This window comes from Ferrimonas sediminum (assembly GCF_900100175.1).
Taxonomy (GTDB): Bacteria; Pseudomonadota; Gammaproteobacteria; order Enterobacterales; family Shewanellaceae; genus Ferrimonas; species Ferrimonas sediminum.
The window spans coordinates 226,526-239,471 of sequence record NZ_FNEM01000005.1; the positions used below are offsets into that span (position 1 = coordinate 226,526).

Sequence of the window (12,946 nt, forward strand, 5' to 3'; positions counted from 1 at the left end):
TATATAGCATTAATGTAATGAAAAAGAATCAAGCCCTGTTGGCCGTTGTAATTGCCATTGCAACCATCGTTATTGGCGCAGCACTGTTAGAAGACGCGTCGCTGTTTTTGCGCTTACTGCTGGGCCTTAGTCTGGGCTTTTCCCTGGTAAAAGGATCAATAGGCTTTGCCGGCAGTGTTAACCGGGCCTATCGCCGCGGCTCCACTCAGTTGCTGCAAACCCTGATGCTGATGTTCGTGGTCGCCGCCGCCATCAATGCAGGAATCCTGTTGAATGCGGATCTCGGCCATTTCGATCTCTGGGTCAACCCCATTAACCTTGGCCTGGTGGTGGGAGGTCTGATGTTTGGCGCCGGCATGAGTCTCTCCAGCTGCTGCGCCACAGGGGTGATGGTGGAGATGGTGAGTGACGTTCCCCGGGCCCTGACCACCCTGCTCTTTTTCGGTGCCGGTGTGTTCCTTGGGTTTCCCCTGCAGGCCACCCAGCCCTGGATCACCACCACCCTGCTGTCTTCACAGAGCTTCTCCGGAAAAGGGGTATACCTGCCGGATCTGTTCACCTGGGGGCCTCTGAACGGCTATTTTATGGCCCTCCTGGTGACCACCGCTTTTGCGCTTGTCGTCGTCTATGTGGCGAAAAAATATGAAAAACGCCGCCATGCCACAGGCACATTTTTTGGGGTGGAGGGTGAGATTGCCCGTCAGGGTACAGGCCCAGAAGAAACCGCCCGCTCATTCTCCCTGTTAAGCGTCGACAGTTATCAGCGATGGTTGGGTAACCTGTGGCGAATGCGCACCGCAGCTCTGGTGATCGCCCTGATTGTGGGGATCATGACGGTAGCCACTGGCGCCGGATGGGGTGCCTCTACCCCCTTCGGCATCTGGTTTGGCAAGGGACTGATCGGGCTGGGATTAAGCGTCGATGCCATCGCCGCCTTCAGCCACCGCCCCGCAGCCCTGTTTACCACGCCATTTTTTGAACATGGCATCTCAGTTCAGAATTTTGCCATTTTAGTGGGGGCCCTGATTGCGGTGCTGCTGATGGGCGGCTTCTCCTTTTCATTTCGCCTCAACCACTCGGCCAAGCAGTTCGCTCTGTTTGCCCTGGGTGGGTTGCTGATGGGATTCGGCACCCGCTTTGCAAATGGCTGTAATGTCGGAGCCCTGTTTACCCCCATTGCCAACCTGTCGCTGTCTGGCTGGATCTATCTTGTGTTCCTCATTGGCGGCGGCATCGCGGGTAATAAGCTGCATCATGCCCTGGTACGTCAGTAACCACAGCCCAATAAAAGGTTTTTCGCAGATTGGCGGAAACCGGAAATGAAAACGGCCAGAAGGTTATGGTGTAGTCGCCAAACAAACACTGAACAGCCACCTGCCGTTTTCAAAGTCCCCCTTTGGGGGACTCAACCAGCCACTGGCAAATGGCTGGCCCCCCCCAGGGAGCGCCATGTCTCAAGCTCAGGTTGTTCAATAACCTCCAGACAATGGGTTATGAAGTTAACTCTTGGGGTTGGCACAATCCGGGATCAATCACTGACCCCAGATTTCTATGGGGGCGGTATCAGACGGTTCGTTTTACTCGATAACGGCGGCTAGAACCGCTCATTTTTCACTGAAACATGCCATCTCCTGACAGCTTCTGCTTCAAAAAGTCGATAAAACACCGAACCTTGAGGGGAACATAACGGTTCTGAGGGTATATCGCGTTGAATGGCAGTGGCTTAGGCGTAAAGTCTGGCATCACCCGCTGCAGCCGTCCCGATATCAGGTGTTCATCCACCATCCACAGCGGCAATACCGCCAAGCCGCTACCGGCCAGGGCCACGTGCAAAATGGCATCGCCATTATCACACTGAAAATTACCACGTACCTGCACCGAAGTGGTCTTTTCACCCTGGGTAAAGTGCCAGATGTTGACCTTCTTTAGCATCGAGTAGATGAGGCAGTTGTGTCGTTTTAACTCCTCTGGCTCCCGGGGTTCCCCCTGCTGTTGCAGATACTCGGGGGCAGCCACCAGCAGCATCGGGTTGTCAAACAGGTGCCTGGCCACCAGGGAGGAGTCTTCCAACTGCTTGGCCCGGATTGCCACGTCGATGCCTTCACTGACGAGGTCGACATGCTTGTCACTCAAGGCCAGATCCACCTTAATCTCCGGGTACAGGGCCAGAAACTCACCCATAACGGGGGCGATAACCTGATGACCAAATACCACCGGTGCGGTGATCCTGATAATGCCTTGCGGCAGGGCCATCTGCGATCGCGCCATGGACTCCGCTTCATCCAATTCGCCGATGATGGCCACACACTTGTCGTAGTAGGCCGATCCAACCTGGGTCAATGACAGCTCCCGGCTGCTGCGGGTCAGCAGCTTGACCCCCAGCTTGTGTTCCAGGGCCGCCACCTTCTTACTGATGGTGGCCTGACTGGTGTTTTGTTCACGTGCCGTCGACGAAAAACTGCCGGTTTGTACCACCCGGATAAACGCCCGCATCGCTCCCAGTTGATCCATGTTTCCCCACCACCATATGCCCAAGACGAATAGATACTATTCAATTTAGCACGCTTATATTCACAAAGGATAGGTTCTATTATCTATTTCAACGTCAATCAGTGACCCGGATATCAGGTATTCAGACTTGCGGTTAGCCACCGTCGCCGACTGGAGAAACACACCCAGGGCGACCATAGTTATCGCGACTTGCGTAACAACCATGCCTCGGTCATCAAGCTGAATAGCACCAAGATCATTGATTTTTATACACAATAATCAACAACCTGGAATCAATGGCGGCAGTTCTTGCCCACCTTGCTCAAGTCGTTGACCACATGGCAAAGGAGAAGAGCTTTACCTCCCCCAGCACCATGATGCCAATGACACCAGCAAGTTCATGAAAATAGAGGTAACCAGTTATGTCCAAACATCTTGTTTTTTATGTTGAGTTTGATGTTAAGCCAGAGTGCGTCGACAAGTTCATCAAAGGTGCCACCGGGGTACTGGAGGCGATGTCCAAGGAGGACACCTTCGTGTCGACCTATTTTCATCGGGACGCCAATAACCCCAATAAATTCACCCTGTATGAGCGCTGGAACGAACCGTCCATGGATGACTTTATGAAAAACCAGCTGCAGGGCAAATCATACCGCGATGAATACGAGGCTTACCTCCCGGATCTTCTGGCCAGCCCACGTCAGTTCGCCGTGCTGGACCCGATTGACGAGTGGGAAAGCAAGTAAGGCCCGTCAGGGTAACGATGTAGAGCCATAGTATTAGACACGAGGAATAGAGAATGGATATGCAACAAAAGCTGCAGCAACTGCTGGATAAGCAGGAGATGACAGAGGTGATGTATAAGTTTGCCCGCGCACTGGACCGGGTTGATGGCGAACTGATGAAGTCAACCTACTGGGAAGACGCGGTGGAAGAACATCAGGATCCGATCTTCCCGGATCTGTTCTTCTATAACGATAACGCCCACGCCTTCGTCGAGCCGGCGATGGAGGGCTTCAAGGCGCTGAAGACCACCCAGCACCGCATCAGCAACCCCCTGATCGAGATTGACGGTGACACTGCTACCGCAGAGTGCTACGTCTGGGCCTACCACGTTCATGAAGAGGGAGGGGTCGATAAGGAGGGTATCCTGGGTGGACGCCATCACTTCAGATTCGAACGACGCAACGGCGAATGGAAAATCAAGCACCGCTCAACGGTGTTTGACTGGAATCAAAATCAGGATGCCACCGCGATCTGGGCCGAAAATTACAGCGACAAATACCGCGGTAAACGCAATAAAGAGGATGACAGCTATAACTACATCAGCATCTAAAGTTTTGTAGCGAGCCCTTTTCATCATAGCCACTGTTGGGCAGTAGCCACACTCGTTGACCCCTTCCCTTACATTCTGGACTCAACGGCTACTGCTCCCTTTTCAAACCTATCGCCCTCTGGCGCTGCGGCGGCAAGGCGACGACCGAGGGATTATCAATGACATTGTCCAAATTTGCGGCAGGCGACCAATTTCCGAAAATTCAACTCCCCACCGTTAACGATGGCACCATCACCCTGGGCACACCTCAAAATGGCGCCGATTGGCGCATGGTGGTGGTCTATCGGGGTAAACACTGCCCACTTTGTACCCGTTACCTGAATGAAATTGAAAAGCTGAAAGAACAATTTCGGCAACTTGGTATCGATATCGTTGCCGTTTCTGCGGACAGCGAGTCACAGGCACGGGGCCACATGGCCGAACTGAAGGCCAGTTATCCGATTGGCTACGGCCTGAGTATCGAGCAGATGCAGCAGTTGGGGCTGTACATCTCGAATCCACGCTCGCCCCAGGAAACCGATCACCCTTTTGCCGAACCCGGACTCTATGTAATCAACGACAAGGGCCAGGTGCAGGTGCTGGACATCTCCAACGGCCCCTTCGTTCGACCGGAGTTGGAAGTGTTGCTGTCAGGGCTGGCATTTATCCGCAACCCGGAAAATAACTACCCTATTCGTGGAACCTACGAATAAAGTCAGGAGCGGGTTTCCGAGAACAGCAGCTCGAACCTGTAAAAGGGGAAGGTGCTGGCCGGGAACCCGTCGACCGTAAGAGTCATCACTCTGGCCTTGCTGCGCATCGCTTCTGGCCTGCGGGTTTGTAGCCGGTACTCTACTGGAGCCGGGAGGCAATTGAGATAAGGCCTAGGTGTGCGAGCGAAATCCATCAACGGCTTGATGCGCCTTCTTGTGCCTGCTGCCAACTCCGTTGCCACAGGCTTTCAGCCATCGCCTTCCTCTCTGCTTACCCCGCCCCTTTCAGCCTTTCTCAGGTTAGATCAAACACCTTCAACGCATGGTTTTCCCTAAGCGACTTTTCGAGTTACGACTCCTGATTGTCACTCATGTTCTCCCACCTCTTCAGCAATAGCCAGTGACCTTGTTTGCCCTGCCACGGACTTGCTGGTCGGCAGTGAGTCCATTGGCTGTATCTGCTCGTAACCGGTCAATTACCTATCGCTCACGTTCGGCGATGATGTGCACAGGTCATAAATCACCTCGGCGCTGAGGCGATGCGCAGCCACCTCCAGATAGAAGACAGCCTTCACATCCATAGCGACAGCTTCAATAGCCTGGCAGCGCCCACCAAGCGGTTGGAAGAAAGGACGGATAGCTTTCCGGCTTCGCCCCTCGCCAATCCAAAGAACCCAATGAGTATCGATGTCGGCGATGGCGGTAGCGTAGAGGGAACTCGCTATCTCCATTTGTTGAGGGAGTGTACCAGCAATATAAGGGGTAGGTTTCAGGAACGAGGTTGGTTGCGGGAGTATGATCGTCTGCACGATTTAAACAGAGGGCTCTTATACTGGAATCAGTATGTCGACTCCAGCATAAGAGTGTTCAAACGGCAATCTGTTTGCTCATGCATGTACGGCTGCCTTCCATAGTAATAAATGGATATTATATGGGACAAGCTATCGCATTAATATTTAGCGATGATTTTTAGTAATAAACTGGGTGGCCGTTGCAGAGTTTCCCTCATCATCGGTGACATTAAACAATACTGGTTTTGCTTCCACATCTCGTATCGAAATATAAACCTGACCATTCCTATCTGTCACACCCTCAACTTTATTTGAATTGGCTGTGACCACGGCTCCTACAACGGGCTGGTTTTCACGTGTCACTTTTACCAGGGCACCGGCCCCGGATGAGACTACGCTTAAATCAAGAACCTCCTGGGCACTAACAAGTGATGAAATGGAGACCAGAGATAACACTGTCGCGGCAATCATTGATTTTTTAAACATAACAAGACCTTTTTAACAAAGTGAATTCGAAGACCAGTTCGAGGCATTCGAAATAATGAGCGTGATGGGCAGTCGGCAAATACCTAATGACTGTTGCAACCATGGCTGCCCCGATGGTCACCGAAAAACAAGCTCTCTGAGTGACGGGATAGATGATAGCCATCGAAAATGTTGAATAAAACTGCGCCAAACAGAATAGCAGCCATTCTAATCTGGAATAATTATGACTGATCGAGCCTTGGTAAAACTGAAGTTTACTTGGGTAGCGTCTTAATAATTGAGGCTGATTATGCGTATACCCTGAGATATTTTGCCATTATTTAAGCGTCAAAACGTACCGTTTGGTGAATGAGTCAGGCGAATCAACAAAGCAATTTCTGGCTGCGGCCTATTGCTAATAGGCCTGAGGAGCCTCTCGCATCATAGGCGGGATATTCACGACACCCGATCATGCTTAAACCCTATTCTGATGCCTCTATTCTAACTCACCGTTGGCTGTAACCATTCCAAATTTGAATAGATGCTATTCAACTGTCCCGGGTTCTCCCCCCCTTCAGCATTGGTTATCTTGGCGCCACTGCAATTTAACAGCGTTAAACGGGGGAGATTCGATGAACAGCTTTAGCAAATACAGCTTGTATAACGCGCCCCAAGATTCCCTGGCTCAACTTGAGGTGGCTAGCCGGTCTTTTGGCAATTTACCCAACCTGCTGGGCTATATGGCGGGATCGCCAGCCTTGCTCAATAGCTATGTCTACTTGTCTGAACAGGCGGGCAGCATGGATCTGACTCCCACTGAGCGCCAGGTTGTGCTGATGACGGTCAACCGCTTTCACGAATGCCGCTACTGCATGGCCGGCCATAGCCAGTACGCCGAAACACAGGGCATCGATATGGAAGTGATTAACGCCATTCGCGATGACCTGCCCATCGGCAATCCCAAACTCGCCGCACTGAGGAGCTTTGCACTGAAGCTGGCCGAGCAACGGGGAGTGGTATCACAGACACTGATCAACGCCTTCTTTGATGCCGGTTACAACCAACAAAACGCGCTGGAAGTCATTGCCCTGATCACGCTCAAGGTGATGAGTAATTATACCAATCATCTGGTGGGTACCGAGATGGATGGAGCCTCGATTGCAAAGCGATGGTCACCAATCAGTGAACGTTAACCACCAAATTACACATTAACGGAGAACCGTTGTGAACAACAAACTTGAAAACAAAGTCGTCGCCATTACCGGTGGTAATACAGGCATTGGACTGGAGAGCGCTAAAGTATTTGCTGCCCAGGGCGCCAAAGTCGCGATTCTGGCCCGCTCCCAAGAAAAATTGGATGCCGCATTGGCAGAAATTGGTGACAGCGCTATCGGGTTTATCGGCGATGTTCGTGACCTGCCCAGTCTGGAAGCGTTCTTTGCCTGTGTAGAGAAGCGCATCGGCAAAGTTGATGTCCTGTTTGCCAATGCCGGTTTGAGCACCCCGGCACCACTGGAAGAGACCGACGAAGCCCTGTTTGACCTGCATTCGGATGTGAACTTCAAGGGCGCCTTTTTCACCGTTAAATCCGCCTTACCGCACCTGAATCAAGGGGCCTCGGTGGTACTCACCTCCTCCTGCCTGGATGAGATGGGCGTTACCGGACTGTCTGTCTACAGCGCCACCAAAGCCGCAGTGCGCTCCCTGGCCCGCTCCTTCACACCGGAACTGAAAAAATACGGTGCCCGCATCAACGTACTTAGCCCGGGACCGGTCATTACTGACATTGAAAAGAAGGCCGGTGCATCGGAGGAAGAGATCAGCGGCTTCCGCTCCATGTTTGCCGAACGGTTGCCAGCCGGGCGCATGGGACAAGTGCATGAGATGGCGTCGGTGGCGTTGTTCCTGGCGTCGGACGATTCCAGCTTTATGTACGGTGCCGAGGTTCAGGCCGATGGCGGCATGAACCAGACCCGTTGGTTGAATTAATCCAAGCACGATGACCTAAGGGTAACCCGGATAGTCCGGGTTACCCGCCGATGAAATCAGTTAACCATGAGGCACCGTCGATGAATCGAGACGTACTATTCAACACATTTAAGCTAGGCAATGACCTTACCCTGAGTAATCGCATCGTCATGGCCCCCATGAACCGCAGCATGGCCGATGATGACCTGGTACCGACAGAGGCCATGGTGGAATACTATGGCCGTCGTGCCGACACCGGCCTGATCATCACCGAATCACTGATGATCTCACCCAGCGCCATGGGCTACCCCAATACACCCGCCATCTTTACCCCGGCACAGATAGCAGGCTGGAAAAAAGTGACCCGGAAAGTCCACGAGAACGGGGGCAGAATCTTTGCCCAGATCTGGCATACCGGTCGTGTTTCCCACCCCATTTACCTTAAGGGCGAACAACCCCTGGCACCGTCAGCGGTGGCCCTGACCGGGCGCGTCCCCCGTACCGACGATTTGCAATACGGTATGCCTCGGGAAATGACCGAGGCAGAAATCAGGCAGATGATCGGGGACTTTGCCCAGGCCGCCGCCAATGCCAGGGAAGCCGGTTTTGACGGCGTCGAGGTCCACGCTGCCAATGGCTATCTGCTGGATCAGTTTCTCCACTGGGATACCAACCGTCGTACCGATGACTGGGGGGGCAGCGAGGAGAACATGGCCCGTATCCTGTTTGAAGTTCTGGATGCGGCAAAGCGGGAGATTGGCCAGGTCGGCCTACGCATCTCTCCCGCGGCCTATATTCACCTGGAACATGACGCCCGAGATAAGGCGGTGTCGGATCATGTTCTGCAACGCCTGGATCAATACGACCTGGCCTACGTGCATACCGGAATGTTTGAGGACAGCTACCAGGAGCACCTGGCGGGGACGGTCACCCAGTATATTCGTCGTCACTACAGTGGAACGGTGATCGCTTGCGGCGGCTACAGTGTCAACAGTGGCCGTGAGGCGTTAGCAAGCGGTGACGCAGACTTGATTGCCATTGGTCGGCCGCTTATCGCCAACCCGGATTTCGTTGCCAGGGTACGCGCCGAGCAGCCACTTACGACCTACAACCCGGAGATGCTGAACGAACTGGTATAGGCCCAATTATATTTTAGGTATCGGCACTACCGCCACGTTTATCGACAACGACACGGTAATGATAAAGAGGAACACCAAATGAAAAAATTGCTTACGCTATTGTGGTTTGCCGTGGGGTCGGCCCAGGCCGCCATTCCCGGTATGAGGGGCCCCGACCACATCGGGGTGACAGTGCCAAACTTGACGCAGGCCACTGAATTCTTTACCGAGGTGATGGGTTGCCAGGTGTTTTTCGAGATGGGGCCATTCAAAGATCCCGAAGGCAACTGGATGCAGGAAAATCTCAACGTCGATCCCCGCGCCGAAATTGATGTGCTAAACATGATGCGCTGTGGCAACGGTGCCAATCTGGAACTGTTCCAGTACCGGGCGCCAGAGCAAAACACCACAGTCCCCAGAAACAGCGACATCGGCGGTCATCATCTCGCCTTCTATGTCGAGGACATGGCGGCCGCGGTGACCTACCTCAAGGAACAACAACTGGAGATCATGGGGCAGCCTAAGACCATGACTGAAGGCCCCAACGCCGGCGTGACCTGGGTGTATTTCCTGTCGCCCTGGGGGATGCAGTTGGAATTGGTCAGCTACCCCAATGGCATGGCCTATGAGAAAGAGACAACTGACCGCCTGTTTAAACCCTAACGCTAGGGCAGTCGAACGAGAGCCAGCCCGTCGGGGCTGGCTTCTCTGTCTGGAACTGAATCGCCACCAATTTTCTAGACACCCTGTTGGTTAGAAAAACCCTGCTCTCGGAAAGGGCGCCAGCCAATCAACCACTAGAGACGTTGAAAGCCTCAGAGTCCCCTAACGCGGTCTCGGGCAAGAGCAAGGCTTCAATTCTTGTAAAAAGGGAGCCGGTATCCGGCTCCCTCACAGCCGACGCCATCGCCAACCCTGCGAATGACTCAGGCCGCGGCTGTATCGCTATCTCCTACTGCCCTTTTGAGCGCACCAGGGTTACATCGGACAGTTCAGCGATCACCTCGCCCTCTTGCAGGACAGATGCGGTCCAGATAATCAATCCACGTTCACCCGGGCTGGTCCAGCGGAAGTCGTAAAGCTGCTTGCTACCCGGATCCAGCCCGTCGATGGAGGCAGAGAATTGGGCAACCACTTCCCCACTCTCCTCGCTGGTCCCCACAATTACCAACTCGCCATATCCGGACGCCAGCGCCGTGTCCTCATTGGTAACGGTGGCGGCGATAAGGACGTTATCCTTATAGGTGCTGACTTTCTCCGGAACCTTGAAAGCACTGATGCTCAAACCGTCTGGCAGCGCTTCGATAGGCCTCTCATCGTTGATCACCAGTTGAGCGGTAAACAGGGCTGTCGGCTTACGGTCACCTTTGATGTATACCGCCAGATCGAAGTCCTCGGTCATGGGCAAGCCATTGGTGGACACCGGATACTCGATGCCATCCTGAATGCTGACCACCCCCGGTTGAACCTCAACGGCCAGATTGTTGGCGACCTCGACCCAGCCCCGGCTGCTGGCCAGGGGAGATGGGCTTGTTCCATCTATATCGTCCCAGTCAAGCAAGTTGATCACCGTGGTAACCGGCGTACCGACCTCGTAGCGGATATTGTCGTGGGTATAGGGAGGGACAGTACACTCAGCCAACGGGATCTCCAGCCCAGGAATATCCTGGCCAAACTTATTGGCCCTCAGACGCCAACGAGGTCCGGACACCAACCTAAGCCCCTGTTGCGCTACCTCCTCAGCAGTCAGCGGATGCTCGAAGCCAAGGAAGTTATACCGCTTGGCGGCCTCTTCGGCGATGTTCACATAGGACCACTGGAAGGGATCACGGTCGATGCTGGTGTAATAGGCGTTGGTGTAACCATCAATAAGATCCTTCGACAACCTGCTATCAGCCGGCGGAGCGACTCCCGTCGGAATGGCGTAGCTGCTGTTCTGATGACGAAAATAGGTGTTCTCCTCAATGAAATCGCCATCACCCTCGAAGCAATTCTTGGCCGAGAACCGGTTACCATCAATGTCCTCCCAATAGGAGGGTTTGCGGCCTGTGGCCGCCTCGTTTTCGAGGTCTTCCGGCCGCAACTGGTCATTGGGGTTGTTGGTGATCCAGTGGGTAACCACCAGTTTGGCACTTTCGATCGCATAGTCCGCGCCAGGCTCTTTCCACTCCTGCGGCAACGGGATCCGAGCATAGAGGCGAATATCATTGGGGCGCTTAATCAGCCCTCCCCAGCGATAGAGCGCCTTGCCATCGTCTTTAACGGTGATGGAGTAGTCTGAGCTGACGGCGATATCCTGATCGACCCTGAGGTTGTCGTTGGGTTCCAGTTGCGAAAAGTCCTCCAAAGAGGTCCCTAAGCCGACGATGACATGCTCATCATCAAGACCTGCCTCTTTACAGAGCGACTCCTCTCCTGAGGAAAAGGTCAGCACCGCCTGCTCCCCGTTGTCAGGATTGGCATGCATATAGGGGACGGTTTCATGGCAGGTCAGAGAGTGCTCCATCACCGTGTAGTGCTCGGAGGAACATTTGACCGATGTCCCCCCCAACCCCTGGCACCAGGTGCCCAGTGGTGGCTTAACCTTGTAGGTATCGGTCTCAGCATTGGAGATCTTGACGCCGACGATCTCGTCACCTTCGGTGATATTGCCGATGTAACCCTCCAGGTAATCCCGTGGAGAGAGCTCTTTCCCCTCCGCCCCCAGGAAATCCACCACCTCGAAGCCAAACTCGGTATCCACCGGGTAGAGGGTAATGCTCTGCTTGTCGACGATTGGGTAGACATAGGGCTGGCCGGTCGCGGGGTCGATCGCATTGGGACAACTGACACCCCCAGGCAATCCGCATATCGCGGCGGAATCCTGGGTAAAGGTCCGCCCCTTAAAGTCGACGAGAAGATCGCCCATGGAAAACGTGTGTAGTGGAGAGGTGTACGCAGCCGCAGGCTCTTGTCCATTGCTGGCCACCGAAAAGAGTGAACAGTATACGAGCAGGGCAACCGGCGTAGGCGCATAGATCCGTTTCAACAGTGTGTTCATCATAACCCCCTGTAGTTCAGAAACAGAAGCAGGCCGCGGCAGAAACTAGGCGTACACCGGACCTGCACGAAAAGGGGGAACGAAACTCGTTGAAAGTCTACACTTTCGATTAAGCCCATAGGAACTGGAGATCCCAAGCGCCGTTGCGGAGTTTGCCCTCCCCCTTCACACAATTAGATCTAAGAAAAGCTGTGGGAAAGAGAGTTGATAAATCGCATTTTTGAGTTCAGTTATCACTGAACTGCCGCCTCCGGCCTGTGGCGAGGAGCCAGAAGATGAAACGGAACTTTACCCAGACGAGCCTCGGCAATCCCAAGCGCAGACTAGAAAAGGTTGATTGTGCCCGCTGTGTGGTACGCGATCGCTTGCTGTTTGCCGGGCTGGATGTCGAAACTGACAGGCTTGTGCTCTCTCCAATAGATCATTATCACTTCGAGCCTGGCGCGACCATCTACCACCAGGGCCAACAGGCGCCGGCGGTGTATTCCATCCGAAACGGCAGCGTGAAGCTGTCACTGTACTCTTCAGCAAGCGGAGACAGGATCGTCCGCTTGCTTGGAACAGGGTCGGCCATTGGGCTGGAGGCATTGATTGAGCAAGACTACCAACACAGTGCAGTGACGATTGGCCCGACCAATCTGTGCCGCATTCCTGTCAGCACGCTGCACCAGCTTGGAAAACGGCAACCGGAGCTTTATCAGCGGCTAATGGCGCAATGGCAGGAACAGAGCCTCCTTGCTGACAACCACCACGTGTACCTGACCCAAGGTCCAGTACAGAAGAGGGTTATCAATCTTTTATGCATTCTTGAGTCACTTCTTTCCGATCAGTTTGCAACCTTCTATTTGCCGAGCAACCAGGACTGCGCCTCCCTGTTGGCGACCAGCGAAGAATCCGTAAGCCGGGCAATGGCGGCCCTTAAGCGACAAGGGTTCCTTCGCAAAGCGTCCGCCCACAACTGGAGCCTGTGTTAAACAACCGGCCAGCGTTCATCGTCTGGATGATACATCGCTCCAAGTTAGGTTATGGTGACATTGCCAGCTCAG

At 53.8% G+C, this 12,946-nt stretch carries 13 protein-coding genes; 9 read left to right on the forward strand and 4 right to left on the reverse strand.

Translation table 11 applies throughout. The features are described 5' to 3' along the window. Window positions 1-17: 17 nt before the first annotated feature. The gene (locus BLT77_RS08710; RefSeq protein WP_090364797.1) at window positions 18-1,274 is read left to right on the forward strand and encodes a YeeE/YedE family protein; all 1,257 of its coding nucleotides are present in this window, start codon (window positions 18-20) and stop codon (window positions 1,272-1,274) included. Between the two features lie 337 nt (window positions 1,275-1,611). Here the strand turns inward: BLT77_RS08710 and BLT77_RS08715 are convergent, their stop codons facing one another. Next, complete coding sequence (locus tag BLT77_RS08715; RefSeq protein WP_090364799.1) at window positions 1,612-2,511, reverse strand: LysR family transcriptional regulator; 900 nt, start codon at window positions 2,509-2,511, stop codon at window positions 1,612-1,614. Between the two features lie 401 nt (window positions 2,512-2,912). Between BLT77_RS08715 and BLT77_RS08720 the strand changes: the two genes are divergently transcribed. The 3 genes from BLT77_RS08720 (at window position 2,913) to BLT77_RS08730 (ending at window position 4,518) form a co-directional block, all read left to right on the forward strand. Continuing rightward, the gene (locus BLT77_RS08720) at window positions 2,913-3,236 is read left to right on the forward strand and encodes a putative quinol monooxygenase (protein WP_090364801.1); all 324 of its coding nucleotides are present in this window, start codon (window positions 2,913-2,915) and stop codon (window positions 3,234-3,236) included. Between the two features lie 53 nt (window positions 3,237-3,289). Further along, window positions 3,290-3,826 carry a nuclear transport factor 2 family protein gene (locus BLT77_RS08725; protein ID WP_090364803.1) on the forward strand — a complete coding sequence of 179 codons (537 nt, stop codon included), beginning with the start codon at window positions 3,290-3,292 and terminating at the stop codon, window positions 3,824-3,826. 158 nt (window positions 3,827-3,984) lie between these two features. Then, window positions 3,985-4,518, forward strand: a complete 534-nt coding sequence (locus BLT77_RS08730; RefSeq protein ID WP_090364805.1) for a peroxiredoxin-like family protein — start codon at window positions 3,985-3,987, stop codon at window positions 4,516-4,518. Window positions 4,519-4,994: 476 nt separating this feature from the next. Here BLT77_RS08730 and BLT77_RS20660 read toward each other — a convergent pair whose 3' ends face one another. Then, window positions 4,995-5,249, reverse strand: coding sequence for a transposase (locus tag BLT77_RS20660; RefSeq protein ID WP_425431726.1), 255 nt, complete (start codon window positions 5,247-5,249; stop codon window positions 4,995-4,997). A gap of 225 nt (window positions 5,250-5,474) precedes the next feature. Next, a complete protein-coding gene (locus BLT77_RS20010) occupies window positions 5,475-5,795 on the reverse strand; it encodes a hypothetical protein (protein ID WP_143026593.1) in 321 nt (106 codons plus the stop codon). 611 nt (window positions 5,796-6,406) lie between these two features. Between BLT77_RS20010 and BLT77_RS08740 the strand changes: the two genes are divergently transcribed. The 4 genes from BLT77_RS08740 to BLT77_RS08755 all read left to right on the forward strand — a co-directional run bounded on the left by BLT77_RS08740 (window position 6,407) and on the right by BLT77_RS08755 (window position 9,523). Continuing rightward, entirely contained in the window at window positions 6,407-6,967 is a 561-nt protein-coding gene (locus BLT77_RS08740; RefSeq protein WP_090364808.1) for a carboxymuconolactone decarboxylase family protein, read from the forward strand. 31 nt (window positions 6,968-6,998) lie between these two features. Further along, window positions 6,999-7,763, forward strand: coding sequence for an SDR family oxidoreductase (locus BLT77_RS08745; RefSeq protein ID WP_090364810.1), 765 nt, complete (start codon window positions 6,999-7,001; stop codon window positions 7,761-7,763). An 80-nt stretch (window positions 7,764-7,843) separates the two neighbouring features. Further along, entirely contained in the window at window positions 7,844-8,881 is a 1,038-nt protein-coding gene (locus BLT77_RS08750) for an alkene reductase (protein ID WP_090364812.1), read from the forward strand. A gap of 78 nt (window positions 8,882-8,959) precedes the next feature. Further along, on the forward strand, window positions 8,960-9,523 hold the full coding sequence (locus BLT77_RS08755; protein WP_090364814.1) for a VOC family protein: 564 nt from the start codon (window positions 8,960-8,962) through the stop codon (window positions 9,521-9,523). 289 nt (window positions 9,524-9,812) lie between these two features. Here the strand turns inward: BLT77_RS08755 and BLT77_RS08760 are convergent, their stop codons facing one another. Then, window positions 9,813-11,903 carry a hypothetical protein gene (locus BLT77_RS08760; RefSeq protein ID WP_245709901.1) on the reverse strand — a complete coding sequence of 697 codons (2,091 nt, stop codon included), beginning with the start codon at window positions 11,901-11,903 and terminating at the stop codon, window positions 9,813-9,815. 272 nt (window positions 11,904-12,175) lie between these two features. On the opposite strand from BLT77_RS08760, the gene BLT77_RS08765 reads away from it, so the two are divergent. Beyond that, on the forward strand, window positions 12,176-12,874 hold the full coding sequence (locus tag BLT77_RS08765) for a Crp/Fnr family transcriptional regulator (RefSeq protein WP_090364818.1): 699 nt from the start codon (window positions 12,176-12,178) through the stop codon (window positions 12,872-12,874). Window positions 12,875-12,946 lie beyond the last annotated feature (72 nt).

Bases quoted from the DNA above. Each gene is read 5' to 3' on its own strand.
- BLT77_RS08710 (WP_090364797.1), top strand. From the start codon at position 18: ATGAAAAAGAATCAAGCCCTGTTGGCCGTTGTAATTGCCATTGCAACC.
- BLT77_RS08715 (WP_090364799.1), bottom strand. From the start codon at position 2,511: ATGGATCAACTGGGAGCGATGCGGGCGTTTATCCGGGTGGTACAAACC.
- BLT77_RS08720 (WP_090364801.1), top strand. From the start codon at position 2,913: ATGTCCAAACATCTTGTTTTTTATGTTGAGTTTGATGTTAAGCCAGAG.
- BLT77_RS08725 (WP_090364803.1), top strand. From the start codon at position 3,290: ATGGATATGCAACAAAAGCTGCAGCAACTGCTGGATAAGCAGGAGATG.
- BLT77_RS08730 (WP_090364805.1), top strand. From the start codon at position 3,985: ATGACATTGTCCAAATTTGCGGCAGGCGACCAATTTCCGAAAATTCAA.
- BLT77_RS20660 (WP_425431726.1), bottom strand. From the start codon at position 5,249: ATGGAGATAGCGAGTTCCCTCTACGCTACCGCCATCGCCGACATCGAT.
- BLT77_RS20010 (WP_143026593.1), bottom strand. From the start codon at position 5,795: ATGTTTAAAAAATCAATGATTGCCGCGACAGTGTTATCTCTGGTCTCC.
- BLT77_RS08740 (WP_090364808.1), top strand. From the start codon at position 6,407: ATGAACAGCTTTAGCAAATACAGCTTGTATAACGCGCCCCAAGATTCC.
- BLT77_RS08750 (WP_090364812.1), top strand. From the start codon at position 7,844: ATGAATCGAGACGTACTATTCAACACATTTAAGCTAGGCAATGACCTT.
- BLT77_RS08755 (WP_090364814.1), top strand. From the start codon at position 8,960: ATGAAAAAATTGCTTACGCTATTGTGGTTTGCCGTGGGGTCGGCCCAG.
- BLT77_RS08760 (WP_245709901.1), bottom strand. From the start codon at position 11,903: ATGATGAACACACTGTTGAAACGGATCTATGCGCCTACGCCGGTTGCC.
- BLT77_RS08765 (WP_090364818.1), top strand. From the start codon at position 12,176: ATGAAACGGAACTTTACCCAGACGAGCCTCGGCAATCCCAAGCGCAGA.